Here is a 20,313-nt window from a genome sequence, read left to right as displayed (position 1 = left end):
GGCTTACGAGGCCGTTACGCCATGACAGACACCGAAGTAAAGGCGCCAAAGATCGAATTCCCCTGCGCGGATTACCCGATTAAGGTGATCGGCGACACCGGCGTGGGTTTCAAGGACAAGATCATCGCGATCCTTGAAAAACACGCGACCGTTGACCACAAGACCCTGGCCGAGCGCCAGAGCACCAACGGCAAGTACACGACCATCCAGCTGCACATCATCGCCACCGGTCAAGAACAGCTGTACGACATCAACAGCGAGTTGCGGGCCACCGGTTTCGTGCACATGGTGCTGTGATGCCACAAACGCTGGGCTTTCGCGAGCTCGGCCAGATGGCCTACGAGCCGGTCTGGCAGGCCATGCAACGCTTTACCAACGAACGCGGCACCGACGCTCCCGATGAAGTCTGGCTGGTGCAACATCCACCGGTCTTTACCCAGGGCCAGGCGGGCAAGGCCGAACACCTGTTGCTTCCCGGGGATATCCCGGTAGTGCAGGTCGACCGGGGTGGCCAGGTGACCTATCACGGTCCTGGCCAACTGGTGGCTTATCTGCTGCTGGACGTGCGCCGTTTGGGTTTTGGCGTGCGAGACCTGGTCAGCCGGATGGAGCAGTGCCTGGTCGAGCTGCTGGCCGGCTACGGCGTGGCTGCGGCGGCCAAGCCGGATGCCCCCGGCGTTTACGTCGATGGCGCGAAAATCGCCTCCCTGGGCCTGCGGATCCGCCATGGTTGTTCCTTTCATGGCCTGGCCTTGAACGTGGACATGGATCTGCAGCCGTTTCGACGGATTAACCCCTGTGGCTATGCCGGGCTGGCAATGACCCAGCTGAGCGACCACACAGGACCGATTGAATTTGCCGAGGTAAGTGCCCGGCTGCGTGCGCAGCTCGTCAAACACCTCGACTATGCTGAGCAGACGACCCTAACGGGCGGAATCGACTGATATGACTACTGCGCAAGACGCTGTGCAAACCCTGATCCCGACGCTGGATGTTTCCGAGCGCCCGGCCCGTGCGAAAGTTGAAACCGGCGTTAAATTGCGCGGTGCCGAGAAAGTCGCACGTATCCCGGTGAAGATCATCCCGACCACCGAACTGCCGAAGAAACCGGACTGGATTCGCGTGCGAATTCCGGTGTCCCCGGAAGTCGATCGGATCAAGCAATTGCTGCGCAAGCACAAATTGCACAGCGTCTGCGAAGAAGCCTCCTGCCCGAACCTGGGTGAGTGCTTCTCCGGCGGTACCGCGACTTTCATGATCATGGGCGACATCTGCACCCGTCGCTGCCCGTTCTGCGACGTCGGTCACGGCCGTCCGAAGCCTTTGGACGTCGATGAGCCGATGAACCTGGCGGTGGCTATCGCCGACCTGCGCCTGAAGTATGTGGTGATCACTTCGGTCGACCGCGACGACCTGCGCGACGGTGGTGCCCAGCACTTTGCCGACTGCATCCGCGAAATCCGCAAGCTGTCGCCGAACGTGCAGCTGGAAACCCTGGTCCCGGACTACCGTGGCCGCATGGACGTTGCGCTGGAAATCACCGCCGCCGAGCCGCCGGATGTGTTCAACCACAACCTGGAAACCGTGCCGCGCCTGTACAAGGCCGCGCGTCCGGGTTCGGACTACCAGTGGTCGCTGACCCTGCTGCAGAAGTTCAAGCAACTGGTGCCGCACGTACCGACCAAGTCCGGCCTGATGTTGGGCCTGGGCGAGACCGACGACGAAGTCATCGAAGTCATGAAGCGCATGCGCGAGCACGACATCGACATGCTGACCCTCGGCCAGTACCTGCAACCGTCCCGCAGCCACTTGCCGGTGCAGCGTTTCGTGCACCCGGACACCTTCGCCTGGTTCGCCGAGGAAGGTTACAAGATGGGCTTCAAGAACGTCGCCTCGGGCCCGCTGGTACGTTCCTCCTACCACGCCGACGAGCAGGCGAAGCTGGCCAAAGAAGGCCTGGTCTCCTGATGTAATGCGCCCGCAAGGTCTTTCCTTGCGGGCGTCATCTTCCGTTACGCCCGCGCCTCCCTCCCTTCATAGACTTTTCCTGCAAGCGCCGTGGCGTTTCGGCACTTCTGTTTGCCCGCTTTCATGGCTACTGTGCACTAGAGAATCCACACAGGGAGAACCATTGGATGACCCTCCAACCGACTGACGTCCTTTGTGCGCAACGGCCGGTGCCGGCGCTGCCTTCGCAAGGGCTGATCGGCTTGATTGCACCCGCCGGGCCTGCAGCCCTGGATACCGAGCAAGCCGCCCGCTGGATGCGCGCTCGAGGTTATTCGCTGCGGATCTACCCCGGAGTCCAGCAGAAGGACGGCTATCTGGCCGGTAGCGACGAGATCCGCCTGAACGACCTGCACGCCGCTTTCGCCGATGACGATGTCGATGTGATCCTGTGCCTGCGGGGGGGCTACGGCAGCCCACGCTTGCTCGACCGGATCGATTACGACCTGTTGCGCCGCCACGCCAAGCCGTTTGTCGGCTACAGCGACATCACCGCGCTGCACCTAGCCATCAATCGTCATGCCGGTTTCGTGACCTTTCACGGGCCGATGCTCAATGCCGACCTGCTGGGCGACAAGCAGCCACCGACCGAGTCCTCGCTGTTCAGCCTGCTCAGGGGGCAACTGAAGGCTGGCAGCCTGCTGGCGCATCCGGCGGCTTATCCCTTGACCACCATCGAACCTGGCATCGCCTGCGGCCAGTTGCTGGGGGGCAATCTGTCGTTGATCGCCGCGACCATGGGCACGCCGTATGAGATCAATGCTGACGGCATCATTCTGTTCATCGAAGACATCAACGAGCCGCTGTACCGGATCGACCGTCTGCTGACGCACCTGCGCCTGGCCGGCACGCTCGACAGGCTTCGTGGTGTGCTGGTGGGAGATGTGGCGGGCGTGGAGCCCCAGGCGCTTGCCGGGCTGCTCAAGCAGACCTTCGAACCCCTGCGCATTCCTGTGCTGGCTGGATGGCGCAGTGGTCACTGCGATCCGAACCTGACCCTGCCGTTGGGAGCGATGGTCAGGCTGGATGCGGGGGAGAAGCAGTTGATCCTGGAACAGGACGTGGTGTTCGGCTGATCAGCCCGTGCCCGCTCCCCTTGTGGGAGCGAGCGTGTCCAAGACGATTACCCTGATGATTGGCGCGCAGGCCGGCTCAGCGCGAGCGCAGGCTCTCCAGTAGCTTGTGGGTCGGGTAGCCATCGGCAGGCCAGCCCAGCGATTGCTGCGCGCTGCGAATCGCCTTGCGGGTATTGGCGCCGATAATGCCGTCCGGGTTGCCGGCATCGTAATTGTTGGCGCTGAGCAGGCTCTGCAACTCGATGCGCTCGGAGCGGCTGAGGGGCATGTCGTCTTTCGGCCAGACGCCGTTGATCAAGCCTGAACCGTTGAAGCGTTGCGACAACAGGTTCACCGCCAGGGCATAGGACGAGGAGTTGTTGTACTTCAGAACGGCGCGGAAGTTGTCGAGGATCAGGAACGCCGGCCCGCGATAACCCGCTGGCAGTAGCAAGGCCGCCGAAAGCTGCTCGGAGCCTGGCGGAACGCTGGCGCCGTTGGGCAGCTTCATGCCCAGGCGAAGCCACTCGGCCACCGGTTTACGGATCGCACCGTCTGCCAGCGCATAGTCGAAGCCGCTCGCCAACTCCACTTCGAAACCCCATGGCTGGCCTTTCTGCCAGCCGGAGCTTTGCAGATAATGCGCCGTAGAGGCCAGGGCGTCGGCCGGGCTGTTCCAGATATCGCGACGGCCATCGCCGTCGAAGTCCACGGCGTGGGTGTTGTAGGTGGTCGGGATGAACTGGGTCTGCCCCATCGCGCCGGCCCAGGAGCCGAGCATCTTCTCGGGTTGAATATCGCCGTGCTGGAGGATCTGCAGGGCGGCCAGCAGCTGGCTGTTGGCGAACGCCGGGCGACGGCCTTCGTAGGCCAGGGTCGCGAGGGAGCGGATGACCGATTTGTTGCCCTGGAACTCACCGAAATTGCTTTCCATGCCCCAGACCGCCACCAGCGCCTGGCGATCGACGCCATAACGCTGTTCGATCTGCTGCAGGATGTCGGCGTACTGATTGATCAGCGCCTGGCCTTTGCGCACACGCAGCGGCGACAGAGCGCCGTCGAGGTACTCCCACACCGGCCGGGTGAATTCCGGCTGGCTGCGGTCGGCCTTGATCACGCCCATGTCCGGGGTGATACCGGCGAACGCCCGGTCGAAAAGATCGGCGCGGATCCCCGCGTTCAGGGCTTCGACACGGAAACCTGCCTGCCATTGGGCAAAGGTCTGGGTTGGCTGGATGTCCAGGTTGTCGACGGCCAGCGGAGCGACGGTTGCAGGCGCGGCGAGAGGGGCGGCTTGAATGCTTTGGAGTGGCTGGGCATCGGCGGCGGTGGGTTTTTCCGCGCAGGCGACGAGCAGGGCAAGGCTGGAGGCAGCGATCAGTTGGCGCAGGTGCCAACGACGGGAAAGACAGAAGGGCATGCACAGGTCCAGAGAATACGAATCAGATACAGACCTTATCACGCCGGCGGGGTTCTCTGCTTTAGGCAGCCAGAAAGTAAGAAGCCTCCCAGCTTTTAGACTGGAAGGCTTCGCGGCGGTAGCTGCCTTTGCCCTTGGCGGGTCGTTCCTGACGACTGCGGAACAGGGGCTGGGCGATGATGGATTTGGCCTTGTTGGGGCCATGCTTGGATGGCTTGCTCATTTTGGGTTCTCGCTTGAGGTGGGTTTGCGCGGCAGATGATCGGCCAGCTTTGTCCTGCTGTCCAGCCCTTCGATGTGTAGGGTTTTTCAGCAAACATCACGGATTCCCCCATTCCCTGTAGGAATGGGCTTGCTCGTTCGGCGGGGCGTTGGGTTTATTCGGCGGGGAGAGGCAAGCGTTGTCCGGCCATCAGCAGCGACAGGCGGCTCAGGCTGCTCCAGGGCGAGCCAGCAGCCTGCCCCTTGATCTGCGCATCGATGCGCTGGGCATCGAGCAGCAATTGCGCCCAGCGTGGCGCGGAATAGCGCTGCAGGGCCTTGCTCATCAGCGGCTTGCGTTTGTCCCAGACGGGCGGGCGGGCCTGGCTGAACACTTTATCCAGCGGAGTGCCATGGCTGTACTGCAGCGACATATTGGCCAGCGACCGCAGTTCCCGGGACAGTGCCCAGAGAATCACCGGAGGCTCGACACCTTCGCCGCGCAGGCCTTCGAGCATGCGCAGGGCATGCGCGGCCTCACCGTTGAGGATCGCGTCCACCAGCCCGAAAACGTCGAAGCGCGCACTGTCGGCGACTGCCGCTTGCACGGTTTCCACCGTGATCTGGCCGCCCTCGGCCATCAGCTTGAGCTTTTCGATTTCCTGGGCCGCGGCCAGCAGGTTGCCTTCTACCCTGGCCGCGATGAGTTCCACGGCGTCCTGGCTGGCGGAAAGCCCGGCCTGGGACAGGCGTTGGCGAATCCACTGCGGCAACTGGCTGGCATCCACCGGCCAGATCTGGATGAACTGGGTCTGCTCGCCATCGATCAGGGCCTTGCCCCACTTGGTCTTTTGCGCGCTGCCATCGAGCTTGGGCAGGCTGATCAGCAGCAGGGTGTCTTCGGCCGGCCGTGAACAGTATTCGATGAAGGCCGCTGCGCCTTTGTCGCCGGGCTTGCCGGAAGGCAGGCGCAGTTCCAGCAGGCGTTTTTCGGCGAACAGCGACATGCTCGCACCGGCTTGCAGCAGGGTGCCCCAATCGAAATTGGCGTCGGCGCTGAATACCTGGCGTTCATCGAAGCCCTGCTGGCGGGCGGCGCTGCGAATGGCATCGGCGGCTTCCTGGCACAGCAACGGATCATCGCCACTGATGACGTAGACCGGTGCGAGCGTGCCTTGCAGGTGTTTGCCGAGTTGAGCGGGGGCGAGTTTCATAAGGAAGGGCAAGCGGGGCGCTTGCGCGCCCCACGAGACTTACTGGTTCGGCAACTGCATGGGCGACTGTTGCGGGGTTTCCGCCTCAGCCTTCTGCGCGGCTTCCAGCGCCTCGGCCTCGGCCTTGGCACGAGCATCCGCGGTCTGCTGCAGTTGATCCAGCTGGGTCGGGGTCAGCAGTTGCAGGCGCAGCATCATGTTCTGCACCAGGTCGCGACGCATTTCCTTGCGCACTTCCAGCGACTCCTGGTCGGAGCCCACCAGGTTGTTGCCGTCGTGGATGTAGACCTTCTGCACTTGCAGTTTGTCGCTGAGCAGGGACAGGTTGTTCTGGCCCTGGATTTCGTAGTTCAGCACGGTGGTCATTTCATACTCGGCCGAACGACCGGCACCGGCGTAGCTGAGGCTGCGCTGGGATTCCTGTTCGCGGGTCAGCACCAGCTTGTAAGGCGCGCCGGCATAGACCTTGACGCCACTGCTCTGCAGGACCTGGCGCAGTTGGGTCACGGTTTCGCCGTAAGCGTTGCGGGCGCTCAGGTCGAGTTCCTTGATCGCCAGTTCGGTGGTGCCGGTACCGCGCAGCTGAAAGCCGCAGGCGCTCAGCAGTACGGCCAGGCCGATCACCAGGAGGTTGCGTTTGATCATCTTGTTGCTCCCCTTGAAACCATGTGGGCCGACAGGGCGGCCCTGGAGGTTTTATTCGGCGTCAGCCTTGGGCTGACGCCTGATCCAATTAGCTAGCGACGATATTGACCAGCTTGCCAGGCACGACGATCACTTTACGAATCGTCAGGCCTTCGGTGAAGCGCAGCACGTTCTCGTTGCTCCGAGCGGCGGCTTCGATCTCTTCACGGCTGGCGCTGGCTGGCATTTCGATCTGGCCACGCAGTTTGCCATTCACTTGAATGACCAGTTGCAGGCTGTCCTGAACCAGCGCGTTCTCATCCAGCACCGGCCAGCCGGCGTCGATGATGGCGCCGCTGCGACCCAGCTGGCTCCACAGCTCGTGGCTGATGTGCGGGGTGATCGGCGCCAGCAGCAGGGCCACGGTTTCCAGGCCTTCCTGCAACAGGGCACGGTCCTGCGGGGTGGCTTGCGGTGCTTTTTCCAGCACGTTCATCAGCGTCATGACCTGAGCGATGGCGGTGTTGAATTTGTGGTTCTGGCCGACGTCCTGGCTAGCTTGCTTGATCGCCAGGTGGATGGCGCGACGAATGACTTTCTGTTCGTCGTTCAGCGCACCCAGTTCCAGTGCGCCCGGTAGGCCCTGGGCTACGTGAGACTGGGCCAGGCGCCAGACGCGCTTGAGGAAGCGATGGGCACCCTCGACGCCGGAGTCGGACCATTCCAGGCTCATGTCAGGTGGCGAAGCGAACATCATGAACAGGCGGCAGGTGTCCGCGCCGTACTGCTCGATCATCGACTGAGGGTCGACGCCGTTGTTCTTCGACTTGGCCATTTTCTCGGTACCGCCGATTTCCACCGGCAGGCCGTCGCTGATCAGCTTGGCGCCGACGATCTTGGCCTTGCTGTCACGCTCCAGCTCGACATCGGCCGGGTTGTACCAGGTGTAGGCACCGTTGGCTTCGCGGCGGTAGTAGGTCTCGGCGACCACCATGCCTTGCGTCAGTAGGTTCTTGAACGGCTCGTTGGAGCTGACCAGGCCCTCGTCGCGCATCAGCTTGTGGAAGAAGCGAGCGTAGAGCAGGTGCAGGATCGCGTGTTCGATACCGCCGATGTACTGGTCCACCGGCAGCCAGTGGTTGGCCGCGGCCGGGTCGACCAGGCCACCCTCGTATTTTGGCGAGGCGTAGCGGGCGTAGTACCACGAGGACTCGACGAAGGTGTCCATGGTGTCGGTTTCACGCTTGGCAGGCTTGCCGCATTTCGGGCAGCTGCACTCGTAGAACTCGGGCATGCGCGCCAGTGGCGAACCGGCGCCGTCCGGCACCACGTCTTCCGGCAGTACTACCGGCAGCTGGTCTTCCGGTACCGGTACATCGCCACAGCTGTCGCAGTGGATGATCGGGATCGGGCAGCCCCAGTAGCGCTGACGGCTGATGCCCCAGTCGCGCAGGCGGAACTGGGTACGGGATTGGCCAAGGTTTTTCTTCAGCAGGGCCACTTCGATGGCGTCGAAGGCACCGGCAAAATCCAGGCCGTTGAACTCGCCGGAATTGATCAGTTCGCCGTGCTCGCCGTAGGCGTCCTGCCAAGGCGCAGGCGTTTCGTCGCCAGCGCTGGTGCGCACCACGTTCTTGATCGGCAGGTTGTACTTGGTGGCGAATTCGTAGTCGCGCTCATCGTGCGCCGGAACAGCCATTACCGCGCCATCGCCATAGTGCATCAGCACGTAGTTGGCGACCCATACCGGGAGTTTTTCACCGGTCAGCGGGTGTTCGACGAACAGCGAAGTCGGCAGGCCTTTCTTCTCTTGAGTGGCGATATCGGCTTCGGCGACGCTGCCGCCCTTGCACTCGGCGATAAAGGCTTGCAGCGCCGGATCGTTCTGCGCCGCCAGGGTGGCCAGCGGGTGCTCGGCGGCCACGGCAACATAGGTCGCTCCCATCAGGGTGTCAGGGCGGGTGGTGAAGACTTTCAGTGCGCCCGCTTCGCCGATGGAGGCCTGGTCGTAGGGGAATTGCACTTCCATGCCACGGGATTTGCCGATCCAGTTGCGTTGCATGGTCTTGACCTGCTCGGGCCAGCCCGGCAGCTCGTCGAGACTCTCCAGCAGCTCATCCGCGTAGGCGGTGATCTTGAAGTAGTACATCGGGATTTCGCGTTTTTCGATCAGCGCGCCGGAGCGCCAGCCGCGACCGTCGATCACCTGTTCGTTGGCCAGGACGGTCTGGTCGATCGGGTCCCAGTTCACAGTGCCGTTCTTGCGGTAGATCACGCCTTTTTCGAACAGGCGGGTGAACAACCACTGTTCCCAGCGGTAGTAGTCCGGCTTGCAGGTAGTGACTTCGCGGGACCAGTCCACCGCCAGGCCCAGGCTGCGCAGCTGGGACTTCATGTAGGCGATGTTTTCGTAGGTCCACTTGGCCGGTGCGACGTTGTTCTTCATCGCGGCGTTTTCCGCCGGCATGCCGAAGGCGTCCCAACCCATGGGTTGCAGCACGTTCTTGCCTTGCATGCGCTGGTAGCGGGAGATCACGTCGCCGATGGTGTAGTTACGCACATGCCCCATGTGTAGCTTGCCGCTGGGGTAAGGGAACATCGACAGGCAGTAGTAAGTCTCCTTGCCTGGCTGTTCACTGACTTCAAAGGACTTTTGCTCATCCCAGAACGACTGGGCGGCGGCTTCGATTTCACGGGGCTGATAGTGTTCGTGCATGGCTACTTTTGAACTGAATAGGGGTGGCCTAATCCTCTTCAATGCAACGTTGGGCGGTGATGACGCCAAATGTGGCGTTTTCGCTACCCAGTCGAGCTGGAAGTGGAGTTACAGGAAGCGCCGTAGCATACATGACCGCGCTCTACCGAGGGAAACCCTGATTACGCGCCGTGGGCCGTTGGTCGCGGCACCCGGCCGGTTTCGGCAGTGCGGCTAAGCTCAAAAAGGGGAGTGAGTCTTACTTTCATGAGGTGAGTGGATGGTTGAGTCGCAGCGGAAAGTTACAAAACCCGAGTTGTACGAACGATTGATAGATCGTCTGGCTTTGGCCCTGGATACAGCGAGAACAGCAGGAAGCTTGCGTAATGAGCGTCCTGCGGAGTTGGAGTTGCGGGGCCTGAGTCATGCCGAGCTCGAGGTGATCAAAGCCTATCTGGATCGTAGCGAACGTGAGACGCAATTGAGCGTGCTCGAATGCCTGAGGCACGAAGTGACTCCACATTCGGCCAAGGTCATCTGGTTGAAAGACAAGGTGCCCGCCCGGGATGCGGTAAAGGTCCGATCCCTGCACTTCAAGTGAGTCTGCGCAGCCCGTTCGGGCATCTGCGCAGCGTCAACGCCGCGTACCTTGTGCGCAAAATCTGTTTCGTATCTGTTGTTGCTTTGCTTTTACCCACTTAGGCTTCGAGCATCTTTGGAGATGCTCGATGCCTTTTCGTTATTTCGTCAAACAACTACTCCTGCCGCCCGGCCTTCTGTTGCTGTTGCTTCTGTTCGCCTGGTGGTTTCGCCGCTCTAGGCCACGATTGGCCGGTGTGTGTTTTGCCCTCGGCCTGGGCGGGTTCTGGTTGATGAGCCTGCCTGTGATGGTGGAGTGGGGCGCGGGTGCCCTGGAGAGTGAGCCGGCGCTGACGCAAAGCCAGTGGTCGACCCTGGCCGAACAGGCCGATGCGATCGTGGTGCTGGGCTCGGGGCGGGAACGTGGCGATCCGGCCTGGGGATCCGACCAGCCGACCGGGGTCGGGCTCGAGCGTCAGCGTTACGCGGCGCGCCTGGCCAAGGCTTCCGGGTTGCCGATCCTGACCAGCGGAGGCCTGCACTACGGCACGCCGCCTACGGAAGCGGCGCTGATGGCCGAGTCGTTGCTGAACGATTTCGACGTGAAGGTGCGCTGGCAGGAAGGGCGTAGCCGCACGACCTGGGAAAACGCCCAATTCACCGCACAAGTGCTGGAGCCGCAAGGTGTCAAACGCATAGTGCTGGTCACCCAGGCCTGGCATATGCAGCGGGCTGTCTGGAGTTTCGAGCAGGCAGGATTCACCGTGGTGCCGGCCCCCGTGGGATTCCTCGGGGTGGATAACGCCAGGCCGCTGGGCGGCTGGATGCCGGAGTTCAAGTCGATCTGGCAGAGCGGCCAGTTACTGAACGAGGCGGTGGGGCTGGTGGGCTACAAGCTGTTTTATCGTGGAGAGGACTAGGTTCATCTCGAGCCAGTCCGCCCCCACGGGAATCGCAAATCCCCGGCAGGAGCGAGCAGGCTCGCGATGAGGTCAGACGGTCTTGGCGATCCGGCTGGCCAGCAGGGCCCAGCCGAATAGCAGGACGCTCAGGATGATCAGTGGCCAGGAGCGCCACTGCAGGTAAGGCGTCAGGTTGTGCATCGGCACCACTTCGCCGTACAGGATCCCGCGTTCGAACTGCGGAATCTGCACGGTGATCTTGCCGAACGGGTCGATCAGGCCGGTCACCCCGTTGTTGGTAGCGCGGATCATCCAGCGGCCGGCTTCCAGGGCGCGCATCTGGGCCATCTGCAAGTGTTGCAACGGGCCGATCGAAGTGCCGAACCAGGTGTCGTTGCTGATGGTCAGCAGCAGGTCGCTGCGGGCTGACAGGCCGGCGGCGAATTCCGGATACACCACCTCATAGCAGATGAACGGCGCGATCTGGTAGCCCTTGGCTTGCAGCAAAGGCTGGTCGGCAGGGCCGCGGGCGAAGTCCGACATGGGCAGGTCGAAGAACGCGATCAGGCCGCGCAGCAGGTCTTGCAGGGGCACATACTCACCGAAGGGCACGAGCTTCTGCTTGAGGTATTCGCCATCGCCTTCGCCGACCACGGTAATGCCGTTGAAGTAGCGTTTCTGGTGGTGCACTTCCTGGCGGATCGGTACGCCGGTGATCAGCGCCGAATGCCGGTCGGCGGCAAAGTTGCCCATCATGTTCAGATAACCTTCGGCCGACTCCTTGAGCACCGGCACCGCGGTTTCCGGCCACACCAGCAGATCCACGCGCTTGGAGCCGAAGCTCATGTCGCGGTACAGCGCCAGTTGGGAGTTGAGCTGTGCGGGGTCCCACTTCAGGCTCTGTTCGATATTGCCCTGGATCGCCGCCACGGTCAGCGGCTCGCCCGACGGGCTGGTCCAGGCGTGTCCCTTGAGCGCGATGCCGATCACCCAGGGGGCGACCAGCAGCACTAGGCCGGCGGCGATAAACCCCTTGCGTCCGGCGCGGATCAGGCCCGGCAGGTTGTAGAGCAGGGCGGCGGTCAGCGCCAGGGTAAAGGAGATCAGCCACATGCCACCCAGCGGGGCCAGGCCGGCCAGAGGGCCGTCGAGCTGGCTGTAGCCGGAGTAGAGCCAGGGGAAGCCCGTCAGGAACCAGCCGCGGAAGGCTTCCTGGCCCACCCAGAGGGCGGCGAAGGCCAGGGCGTCGGCGAGGGGGGCCTCATTGCGCCGCAGCCAGCGCGCCCAGATCCAGGCCGGCAGGGCGAAAAAGAAGGCGATGGCGGCAATGAAGGCCAGCATCAGCAAACTGGCCAGCAGCACCGAGGCGCCACCGTAGGTATGGATGCTGACGTAGATCCAGCTCGTGCCGGCGGCAAACAGGCCGAAGCCGAAACACCAGCCGCGCCACAGCGCCTGACGCGGGCTCAGCTCGCGCAGGCCGGCATAAAAGAAGCCGACCGCCAGCAGTGCCAGCGGCCAGATGTCGTATGGCGCCAGGGCCAGGGTGGTGATTGCGCCAGCCGCCATGGCCAGCAGGTTACCGGGCCAGCCGGGGCGGGTTAAGCGCAGCATGTCGATCCTTAACGGGGGATAGGTGTTAGTCGCAGCAGATGAATCCGACGGCTGTCGGCATTCAGGATACGGAAGCGATAGGCACCGATTTCGGTGATTTCGTTGCGTTTAGGCAGGTGCCCGAACGCGCTCATCACCAGGCCGCCGACGGTGTCGAACTCGTCGTCGGAGAACTCGCTGTCGAAGAACTCGTTGAAGTTCTCGATCGGCGTCAGCGCCTTGATCAGGAAATCGCCGCTCGGCAGGGGCTTGATGTAGCTGTCTTCCTCGACGTCGTGCTCGTCTTCGATGTCGCCGACGATCTGTTCCAGCACGTCCTCGATGGTCACCAGCCCCGCCACGCCGCCGTATTCGTCGATGACGATGGCCATGTGGTTGTGGTTGGCGCGGAACTCGCGCAGCAGCACGTTCAGGCGCTTGGACTCGGGCACGAAGGTCGCTGGACGCAGCAGGTCCTTGATGTTGAAGCTGTCGCCGTTCTCCTTGAGGATCAGCGGCAGCAGGTCCTTGGCCAGCAGAACGCCCATGACGTCGTCATGGCTTTCGCCGATCACCGGATACCGCGAGTGCGCGGAATCGAGGACGGACGGCAGGAATTCGCGGGGAGTCTGGGTCGCCTTGATGCTGATCATCTGCGAGCGCGGAACCATGATGTCCCGTACCTGCAGGTCAGCGACCTGGATGGCGCCTTCGACGATGGCCAGCGCTTCGCTGTCCAGCAACTTGTTCTGATGGGCTTCGCGCAGCAGCTCCAGCAGCTCCTGGCGGTTTTTCGGCTCATGGGCAAAAGCCTGGGTCAGTTTTCCCAGCCACGACTTTTGCCCGCTGCTCGATCGGTCTTCGCTCATAGCGATTACTCTAAATCCTTGGTTGTTACAGATGGATGTTCTTCGGTTTCGTCGTCCGCATAAGGGTCGGGATGACCCAGTTCTGCAAGCAACGTTCGTTCCAGTGCTTCCATTTCTTCGGCTTCGTCGTCATCTATGTGGTCGTAACCCAATAGATGCAAGCAGCCGTGAATCACCAGATGGGCCCAGTGGGCCTGGAGGTCCTTGCCTTGTTCGGCGGCTTCGCGCTCGACCACTTCGACGCAGATCACCAGGTCGCCGAGCAATGGAATGTCCAGCAGCTCGTCCGGTACATCGGCGGGGAACGACAGGACGTTGGTGGCATAGTCCTTCTGCCGCCAGGTGCGGTTCAGTTCGCGGCCTTCAGGCTCGTCCACCAGACGGATGGTCAGTTCCGAGTCGGCGGTGCGCTGGCGCAAGGCCAGCTCACACCATTGGCGGAACAGGGCTTCGCTGGGAGCAGGCTTGTCGCTTGCCAGTTGCAGATCAAGCTCAAGCATCGTGGCGATTGCCTTTTTCCGCGGCGGGCTGGGCGGACTCGTCGGCCACGCGCTGTTCGAAACGCTCGTAGGCTTCGACGATGCGTTGCACCAGCGGATGGCGCACCACGTCCTTGGGCATGAAGTGGGTGAAGCTGATGCCCGGCACATCCTTGAGGACGTTGATCACATGGGCCAGGCCGGACTTGGTGCCCTTGGGCAGGTCGACCTGGGTGATGTCGCCCGTGATCACGGCAGTGGAGCCGAAGCCGATCCGGGTCAGGAACATCTTCATCTGCTCGACGGTGGTGTTCTGGCTTTCGTCGAGGATGATGAAGCTGTTGTTCAGCGTACGGCCGCGCATGTAGGCCAGCGGCGCAATCTCGATGACCTGGCGCTCGATCAGCTTGGCGACATGCTCGAAGCCGAGCATTTCATACAGGGCGTCATACAACGGGCGCAGGTACGGGTCGATCTTCTGGGCCAGGTCGCCAGGCAGGAAGCCGAGTTTCTCGCCGGCCTCGACCGCCGGGCGCACCAGCAGGATGCGCCGTACCTGCTCGCGCTCCAGTGCGTCTACCGCACAGGCCACGGCTAGGTAGGTCTTGCCGGTACCGGCCGGGCCGATGCCGAAGTTGATGTCGTTGCCGAGGATTTCCTTGACGTAGCGCTGCTGATTCAAACCGCGTGGGCGAATCATGCCTTTTTTGGTGCGCAGGGCCACGGCCGCTTCGGCGACAGGGTGGTTGTTCAGCTCTTCGACGGCGGATTCCTGGAGGAACAGGTGCACCATGTCCGGCGACAGCTCGGTACCCTTGGTTTCCCGGTACAGGCGGCGCAGGAGGTTTTCCGCGGAGGTGGTGTGCTTGGGTTCGCCGATCAGCTCGAACTGATTGCCGCGGTTGCGGATCTCGATGGTCAGGCGCTGTTCGATCAAGCGCAAATGCTCGTCGAATTGCCCGCACAGATTGGCGAAGCGGCGAGCCTCAAAGGGCTCGAGGATAAAACGATGTGGTTCTATGGGTGCGTTCAAGGTCGTTTTTTAGCCGCCCAACGGCAATAAAGGATGAAATCAAGGATAACGCCAGAGGCCTGGGTGCGAAAGCTCTTATACGAAGCAATGTCTTTCGCCACATTTTCCTTGGAGGCCGGCTTCCCGGCGATGGCGTGCCCGAGGCCGCTACCGCTGGTCAGCCAGCATCGGCAGGAGGTTATTGCAGCAGCGATCCGCGCAGCGAGTGAGGCTGGGCCGAGTCGATATGCACGTCGGCAAACTGGCCGATCAGGGTTGGATTGTCGCAGCGGAAGTTGACGATACGGTTGTTCTCGGTCCGCCCCTGCAGTTCGCCCGGATCTTTCTTCGAGTAATCGGTAACCAGGATGCGCTGGATCGAGCCGACCATCTGTCGGCTGATTTCGAATCCTTGCTGGTTCAGCCGGTGTTGCAGCGCGTTCAGGCGTTCCTTTTTCAACTCTTCCGGGGTGTCGTCCGCCAGATCTGCCGCCGGGGTGCCCGGGCGCTGGCTGTAGACGAACGAGTAGGAGAAGTCGAAGCCGACGTCTTCGATCAGCTTCATGGTTTGTTCGAAGTCTTTTTCGGTCTCACCGGGGAAACCGACGATGAAGTCCGAGCTGATGCAGATACCCGGCACGGCGGCGCGCAGTTTGCGCAGCTTGGACTTGTATTCCAGCGCCGTATGGTTGCGCTTCATGGCTGCGAGAATCCGGTCGGAGCCCGACTGCACCGGCAAGTGCAGGTGTTTCACCAGTTCCGGAACCTCGGCGTGGGCCTGGATCAGGCTGTCGGAGAACTCCAGCGGATGGGAGGTGGTGTAGCGGATGCGCTCGATGCCATCGACCGCCGCGACCACGCGGATCAGTTCGGCGAGGTCGGCCAGGCGGCCGTCATGGGTCTGGCCCCTGTAGCCGTTGACGTTCTGCCCCAGCAGGGTGACTTCGCGCACGCCGTTTTCCGCCAGGTGGATGATTTCGGAGATCACGTCGTCGAACGGCCGGCTGACTTCCTCGCCACGGGTGTAGGGCACCACGCAGAAGGTGCAGTACTTGCTGCAGCCTTCCATCACCGAGACATAGGCACTCGGGCCGTCGATGCGCGGCTCTGGCAGGTGGTCGAATTTTTCGATTTCCGGGAACGAGACGTCGACCTGCGGCAGCTTGCTGCTGCGGGCTGCATCGATCATTTCCGGCAAGCGGTGCAGGGTCTGCGGGCCGAAGACCACGTCGACGTACGGTGCCCGGTCACGGATCGCCGCGCCTTCCTGGCTGGCCACGCAACCGCCGACGGCGATGACCATGTCCGGGTTGGCCAGCTTCAGCTCGCGCCAGCGACCCAGTTGGGAATACACCCGGTCCTGGGCCCGCTCGCGGATCGAGCAGGTGTTGAGCAGGATGACGTCCGCGTCTTCGGCGCGGGCGGTGACTTCCAGGGCCTGGTGTTCACCCAGCAGATCGACCATGCGCGAGCTGTCGTACTCGTTCATCTGGCAACCGTGGGTTTCTATGTAAAGCTTCTTGGCCATGGAAGGGGTCATCACGTGATTCAAAGAACCGCGCATTATAGGGAACATGGCCTTAGGTTCCTACCGCTGCGCGTCCGGTGGCTATGCTATAGTTCGCGCCCTCTTTTATATCCCCGATGTGTTACCCGCCCACCATGACCAAACGTGAAGCTCCAATCTACAAGGTGATTTTCCTCAACCAGGGACAGGTGTTCGAAATGTACGCCAAGCAGATCTATCAAAGTGATCTGTGGGGTTTCCTGGAGGTGGAAGAGTTCGTCTTTGGCGAGCGCACGCAAGTGGTCGTCGATCCGAGCGAAGAGAAGCTCAAGGCCCAGTTCGAAGGTGTGGTGCGCAGCTTTGTGCCGATGCATTCGATCGTGCGTATCGACGAGGTCGAGCGCCTGGGCACGCCGAAGATCAGCGAGGCGCGTGGCGTGAGCAACGTCATGCCGTTTCCGATGCCGATGCCTGAGAAGTAAGGGCTGTATCGAGTGTGTTATCGCGAGCAAGCTTGCTCGCGATGTCATCAAGGCAGGGGGGAGAAGGGCGAACGCCCGTCGGCGCTCTGCAGTTCCATCAGGTATTTGCGGAAAATCTGCCCCAGCACCTGGGTGGCGACTTCCAGCTCATCGCGCTGCATGTGCTCGGCCACTTCGTCGGCCGTGTCCAGTGCCTCTTCGGCGCCATTGACCGCCGCCATCTTCAGCACGATATAAGCCTGAACGTTGTTGGCCGGTACGCCTTCGCCACGGAAGAACATGGTGCCGAGCTTGAATTGCGCCTGGGCGTGGCCTTGCAGCGAGGCCTTTTCAAAGTAGCTCAGGGCCTGATTGAGATCGCGCGGGGTATTTTTACCTTCGTAGTAGAACTCGCCCAACTCGTATTGCGCTTGCGCATCCCCTTCGTCAGCCGCCTTCTGGCAGACCGCCAGGGCCTCGGACAGATCCTGTGACTGAGTATTGAGGGTGCAGCGACCCATCGCTGGGATCAACAACGAGTTGCCGCCTGCTTGTGCGTGCGCGAGCAGGGGCTGAAGGAGCAACAGGCAGCCCAGTGCAAGGGCGCGGCCGGTGCGGTTCATGGGAATCGACTTACCTCTGAAGGGCGCGCGGACCCATCGAGGGATCCAATAAGCGCGCATTATGAAATAAGCAGGGCCAACCTTACAAAGTCTTTACTCGTTTTTCTGCTGCGCGGGCGCGATATCCGCCGCTTTCGGGGCTGTTTCGGGAGTTGGGGCGCGAATGCCGCGTAAAACCGGCGCCAGGAAGTGCTGGAGCCGGTTTTACGGGGAGGGTTACTTCAGGGCGGCGAAAGCGCGTTCGGCCGCATCCAGGGTCAGTTTCAGCTCGGCGTCGCCGTGGGCGATCGAGGTGAAGCCGGCTTCGAAGGCGCTCGGGGCCAGGTAGACACCGCCTTCGAGCATCAGGTGGAAGAAGCGCTTGAACAGGTTGGCATCGCTGGCCATCACGTCGTCGAAGGTGACGATGTCGTCGGCGCCGCTGAAGTACAGGCCGAACATGCCACCCGCCTGGGTGGTCACGAACGGGATACCGGCGGCGTCAGCGCGTTGCTGCAGGCCGTCGAGCAGGCGGCTGGTGTAGTCGCTCAGCTCGGCGTGGAAGCCCGGGCGGCTGATCAGGCGCAAGGTGGTCAGGCCGGCGGCCATGGCCAGCGGGTTGCCCGACAGGGTGCCGGCCTGGTAGACCGGGCCCAGCGGCGCGATGTGTTCCATGATCTTGCGCTTGCCGCCGAAGCAGCCCACCGGCATGCCGCCGCCGATGATCTTGCCAAAGGTGGACAGGTCCGGGGTAACGCCGTAGTGCGCCTGGGCGCCGCCGAGGGCGACGCGGAAACCGGTCATCACTTCGTCGAAGATCAGCACCACGCCGTGCTTGTCGCACAGGCTGCGCAGGCCTTCGAGGAAACCCGGCGCCGGTGGCACGCAGTTCATGTTGCCGGCCACGGGCTCGACGATGATGCAGGCTACTTCCTGGCCGACTTCGGCGAGCATCTTCTCGACCGCGTCGATGTCGTTGAACGGCAGGGTCAGGGTGTGTTTGGCGAAGGCCGCCGGTACGCCGGCCGAGCTAGGCACGCCCTGGGTCAGCGCGCCGGAGCCGGCCTTGACCAACAGGCTGTCGGAGTGGCCGTGGTAGCAACCTTCGAACTTGATGATGCTGTCGCGGCCGGTGAAACCACGGGCCAGGCGGATCGCGCTCATGGTCGCTTCGGTGCCGGAGCTGACCATGCGCACCATTTCCATGGACGGCACGATGGAGCAGACCAGGTCGGCCATTTCGGTTTCCATGGCGGTTGGGGCGCCGTAGGACAGACCGTGTTCCAGCTGTTTGCGCACCGCGTCCAGCACGTCCGGATGGCTGTGGCCGAGAATCATCGGGCCCCAGGAACCGACGTAGTCCACATAACGCTTGTCGTCTTCGTCGGTGACGTAGGCGCCTTCGGCGTGCTTGAAGAACAGCGGCGTGCCACCCACGCTCTTGAACGCGCGCACGGGCGAGTTCACGCCACCGGGGATGTGTTTCTGGGCATTGGCAAACAGGGTTTCGGAACGAGACATGATCGGGCTCTCGGAAATCAGCGGTTAGAAGAGGGCGTTGAAGGCGCGGGCACGGCGGGTCACTTCCTGGGTGCTATCGGCGCCGAACAGGCCATGGACCACGGCCAGCAGGTCGACACCATGGGCGACCAGCGGCGCGGCGTTCTCCAGGGTGACGCCGCCGATCGCGCAGATCGGCAGGTGCAGCCGGGGGCGGGCCTGGTCCAGCAGCTCCAGGTTGGCCGCCGGTGCGCCGGGCTTGGTGTTGGAATTGAAGAAGCGACCGAAGGCGACATAACTGGCGCCTTCTTTGGCGGCTTGCTCGGCCAGTTCCAGTTGGGCGTGGCAGGTCGAGCCGATGATCGCCTGGCGGCCGAGCAGGGCGCGGGCCGGAGTCAGCGGGCCGTCGGTCTGGCCCAGGTGCACGCCGACGCCGATGCGCGCAGCCAGTTCGGCATCGTCGTTGATGATCAGTTGGGTCTTGTAGCGCTCGCACAAGCTGTGCAGGGCTTCGGCTTCGCGCAGGCGGCGGGCTTCGTCGCTGCTCTTGTCGCGGTATTGCAGGAGGGTCACGCCACCGTCGAGCGCCGCCTCCACGTACTGCAGGAATTTGCCGGCCAACAATTGGCTGTCGGTAATGGCATACAGACCACGTAGTTTCATCGAGCGGGCCTCATGGCTTACGAGCAGAAGTCCAGCGGCAGACGGCGCGGTACGAACTGGCCTTGGCCCAGTTGCTCGGCGTCGCGCAGGGTGCGCCAGGTGTAATCGAGGGCCGACTTCACGGCGCTGGCCAGGCTTTCGCCCTGGGCCAAGCGTCCGGCCAGGGCGCTGGCCAGGGTGCAACCGGAACCGTGATAGCTGCCCGGCAGCCGCTGGCAGGTGTAGGTGTGACGACTGCCATCGCGGCTGTACAGGCGATTATGCACTTCATGCTCGTCACCATGACCGCCGGTGATCAGCAGGTGCTTGACGAACGGCAGGAGCTTTTCCGCGCACTGATCCGCGCTGCCTTCGGGCAACTCGGCGAGGATTCGCGCTTCCGGAAGATTCGGGGTGGCGATGGTCGCCAGTGGCAGCAGGCGTTCACGCATGGCGTAGCCGACCTCGTCCTTGCCCAGGCGTCCACCGCCGCCTGCGCGCAACACCGGGTCGCAGACCATCGGCAGATGCGGGTGCGCCTGCAACAGCTCGACCACGGTGTCGACCATTTCCAGCGAGCCGAGCATGCCCAGCTTGACCGCCGCGACCGTGGAGTCGTTGAGCACCGCGTTGGCCTGGGCCAGCACCCACTCGCGATCCAGCACACGGAAGTCGCTGACGTTGACCGTATCCTGCACGGTCAGCGCGGTCACAGCGGGAGCTGCATGGCAACCCTGGGCGAGCAGGGCTTCGATATCTGCCTGCAGGCCGGCGCCACCACTGGGGTCGTGGCCGGAGAGACAGAGGACAACGGGGCGAGAGCTGTAGATATTCATGGTGCGCGAGCTTACCACCAAACGTCTTTTTTGCACGGCTCCTCGCGTGTCGGCCGGGGCTGGATTTTCCACCTTGCCGACAAGTTGACCGAGGCAACAGCTCTAGATCAACGGA

21 protein-coding genes are annotated in these 20,313 nt (G+C 62.6%); 7 read left to right on the top strand and 14 right to left on the bottom strand.

The window, feature by feature from the left end; all coding sequences use genetic code 11:
* Positions 1–21: 21 nt before the first annotated feature.
* From PVZ80_RS10555 to PVZ80_RS10540, 4 genes are all read left to right on the top strand, one after another.
* The gene (locus PVZ80_RS10555) at positions 22–297 is read left to right on the top strand and encodes a DUF493 domain-containing protein (protein ID WP_008152827.1); all 276 of its coding nucleotides are present in this window, start codon (positions 22–24) and stop codon (positions 295–297) included.
* On the top strand, positions 297–944 hold the full coding sequence (gene lipB / locus PVZ80_RS10550; RefSeq protein ID WP_023969279.1) for a lipoyl(octanoyl) transferase LipB: 648 nt from the start codon (positions 297–299) through the stop codon (positions 942–944). Before PVZ80_RS10555 ends, lipB begins: the two co-directional genes overlap by 1 nt.
* A 1-nt stretch (position 945) precedes the next feature.
* Positions 946–1,968, top strand: coding sequence for a lipoyl synthase (gene lipA / locus PVZ80_RS10545; RefSeq protein WP_007927101.1), 1,023 nt, complete (start codon positions 946–948; stop codon positions 1,966–1,968).
* 167 nt (positions 1,969–2,135) lie between these two features.
* Positions 2,136–3,083: a S66 peptidase family protein gene (locus PVZ80_RS10540; protein WP_273863873.1), complete on the top strand. Its 948-nt coding sequence runs from the start codon at positions 2,136–2,138 to the stop codon at positions 3,081–3,083.
* A 76-nt stretch (positions 3,084–3,159) separates the two neighbouring features.
* Here the strand turns inward: PVZ80_RS10540 and PVZ80_RS10535 are convergent, their stop codons facing one another.
* The 5 genes from PVZ80_RS10535 to leuS all read right to left on the bottom strand — a co-directional run bounded on the left by PVZ80_RS10535 (position 3,160) and on the right by leuS (position 9,237).
* Entirely contained in the window at positions 3,160–4,482 is a 1,323-nt protein-coding gene (locus tag PVZ80_RS10535) for a lytic murein transglycosylase (RefSeq protein WP_038575505.1), read from the bottom strand.
* Between the two features lie 61 nt (positions 4,483–4,543).
* A complete protein-coding gene (gene arfA / locus PVZ80_RS10530) occupies positions 4,544–4,705 on the bottom strand; it encodes an alternative ribosome rescue factor ArfA (protein ID WP_007927093.1) in 162 nt (53 codons plus the stop codon).
* A gap of 154 nt (positions 4,706–4,859) precedes the next feature.
* Entirely contained in the window at positions 4,860–5,897 is a 1,038-nt protein-coding gene (holA, locus tag PVZ80_RS10525) for a DNA polymerase III subunit delta (RefSeq protein WP_273863872.1), read from the bottom strand.
* 39 nt (positions 5,898–5,936) lie between these two features.
* Positions 5,937–6,542 carry an LPS-assembly lipoprotein LptE gene (locus PVZ80_RS10520; RefSeq protein ID WP_009051028.1) on the bottom strand — a complete coding sequence of 202 codons (606 nt, stop codon included), beginning with the start codon at positions 6,540–6,542 and terminating at the stop codon, positions 5,937–5,939.
* Between the two features lie 88 nt (positions 6,543–6,630).
* Entirely contained in the window at positions 6,631–9,237 is a 2,607-nt protein-coding gene (leuS, locus tag PVZ80_RS10515) for a leucine--tRNA ligase (protein ID WP_009051027.1), read from the bottom strand.
* 259 nt (positions 9,238–9,496) lie between these two features.
* On the opposite strand from leuS, the gene PVZ80_RS10510 reads away from it, so the two are divergent.
* Both PVZ80_RS10510 and PVZ80_RS10505 read left to right on the top strand, forming a co-directional pair.
* The gene (locus PVZ80_RS10510) at positions 9,497–9,817 is read left to right on the top strand and encodes a hypothetical protein (RefSeq protein ID WP_009051026.1); all 321 of its coding nucleotides are present in this window, start codon (positions 9,497–9,499) and stop codon (positions 9,815–9,817) included.
* Positions 9,818–9,944: 127 nt separating this feature from the next.
* Entirely contained in the window at positions 9,945–10,715 is a 771-nt protein-coding gene (locus PVZ80_RS10505; protein ID WP_016702701.1) for a YdcF family protein, read from the top strand.
* A 72-nt stretch (positions 10,716–10,787) separates the two neighbouring features.
* Here the strand turns inward: PVZ80_RS10505 and lnt are convergent, their stop codons facing one another.
* The 5 genes from lnt to miaB form a co-directional block, all read right to left on the bottom strand.
* Complete coding sequence (lnt, locus tag PVZ80_RS10500; protein WP_009051024.1) at positions 10,788–12,311, bottom strand: apolipoprotein N-acyltransferase; 1,524 nt, start codon at positions 12,309–12,311, stop codon at positions 10,788–10,790.
* An 8-nt stretch (positions 12,312–12,319) separates the two neighbouring features.
* Positions 12,320–13,159: an HlyC/CorC family transporter gene (locus PVZ80_RS10495; RefSeq protein WP_007927086.1), complete on the bottom strand. Its 840-nt coding sequence runs from the start codon at positions 13,157–13,159 to the stop codon at positions 12,320–12,322.
* Positions 13,160–13,164: 5 nt separating this feature from the next.
* Positions 13,165–13,659 (bottom strand): rRNA maturation RNase YbeY, encoded by a 495-nt coding sequence (gene ybeY / locus PVZ80_RS10490; protein ID WP_007927084.1) that lies wholly within the window; start codon positions 13,657–13,659, stop codon positions 13,165–13,167.
* Positions 13,652–14,671, bottom strand: coding sequence for a PhoH family protein (locus tag PVZ80_RS10485; RefSeq protein WP_023969268.1), 1,020 nt, complete (start codon positions 14,669–14,671; stop codon positions 13,652–13,654). The genes ybeY and PVZ80_RS10485 overlap by 8 nt, the downstream gene beginning before the upstream one ends.
* A gap of 178 nt (positions 14,672–14,849) precedes the next feature.
* The gene (gene miaB, locus PVZ80_RS10480; RefSeq protein ID WP_023969267.1) at positions 14,850–16,178 is read right to left on the bottom strand and encodes a tRNA (N6-isopentenyl adenosine(37)-C2)-methylthiotransferase MiaB; all 1,329 of its coding nucleotides are present in this window, start codon (positions 16,176–16,178) and stop codon (positions 14,850–14,852) included.
* 134 nt (positions 16,179–16,312) lie between these two features.
* On the opposite strand from miaB, the gene PVZ80_RS10475 reads away from it, so the two are divergent.
* Positions 16,313–16,639 carry a DUF1820 family protein gene (locus PVZ80_RS10475; protein ID WP_007927079.1) on the top strand — a complete coding sequence of 109 codons (327 nt, stop codon included), beginning with the start codon at positions 16,313–16,315 and terminating at the stop codon, positions 16,637–16,639.
* A gap of 47 nt (positions 16,640–16,686) precedes the next feature.
* Here PVZ80_RS10475 and PVZ80_RS10470 read toward each other — a convergent pair whose 3' ends face one another.
* The 4 genes from PVZ80_RS10470 to PVZ80_RS10455 form a co-directional block, all read right to left on the bottom strand.
* Positions 16,687–17,241 (bottom strand): tetratricopeptide repeat protein, encoded by a 555-nt coding sequence (locus tag PVZ80_RS10470; protein WP_007927077.1) that lies wholly within the window; start codon positions 17,239–17,241, stop codon positions 16,687–16,689.
* A 216-nt stretch (positions 17,242–17,457) separates the two neighbouring features.
* Complete coding sequence (gene hemL, locus PVZ80_RS10465) at positions 17,458–18,741, bottom strand: glutamate-1-semialdehyde 2,1-aminomutase (RefSeq protein WP_009045779.1); 1,284 nt, start codon at positions 18,739–18,741, stop codon at positions 17,458–17,460.
* Between the two features lie 24 nt (positions 18,742–18,765).
* Positions 18,766–19,383, bottom strand: a complete 618-nt coding sequence (gene thiE, locus PVZ80_RS10460; RefSeq protein ID WP_273863871.1) for a thiamine phosphate synthase — start codon at positions 19,381–19,383, stop codon at positions 18,766–18,768.
* A gap of 17 nt (positions 19,384–19,400) precedes the next feature.
* A complete protein-coding gene (locus tag PVZ80_RS10455) occupies positions 19,401–20,198 on the bottom strand; it encodes a hydroxymethylpyrimidine/phosphomethylpyrimidine kinase (RefSeq protein ID WP_028683498.1) in 798 nt (265 codons plus the stop codon).
* Positions 20,199–20,313: the final 115 nt, after the last annotated feature.

The sequence above is a fragment of the Pseudomonas sp. B3G-3 genome (assembly GCF_028640915.1).
GTDB lineage: Bacteria > Pseudomonadota > Gammaproteobacteria > Pseudomonadales > Pseudomonadaceae > Aquipseudomonas > Aquipseudomonas chlororaphis_I.
This window is presented reverse-complemented; position numbering and strand designations above follow the sequence as displayed.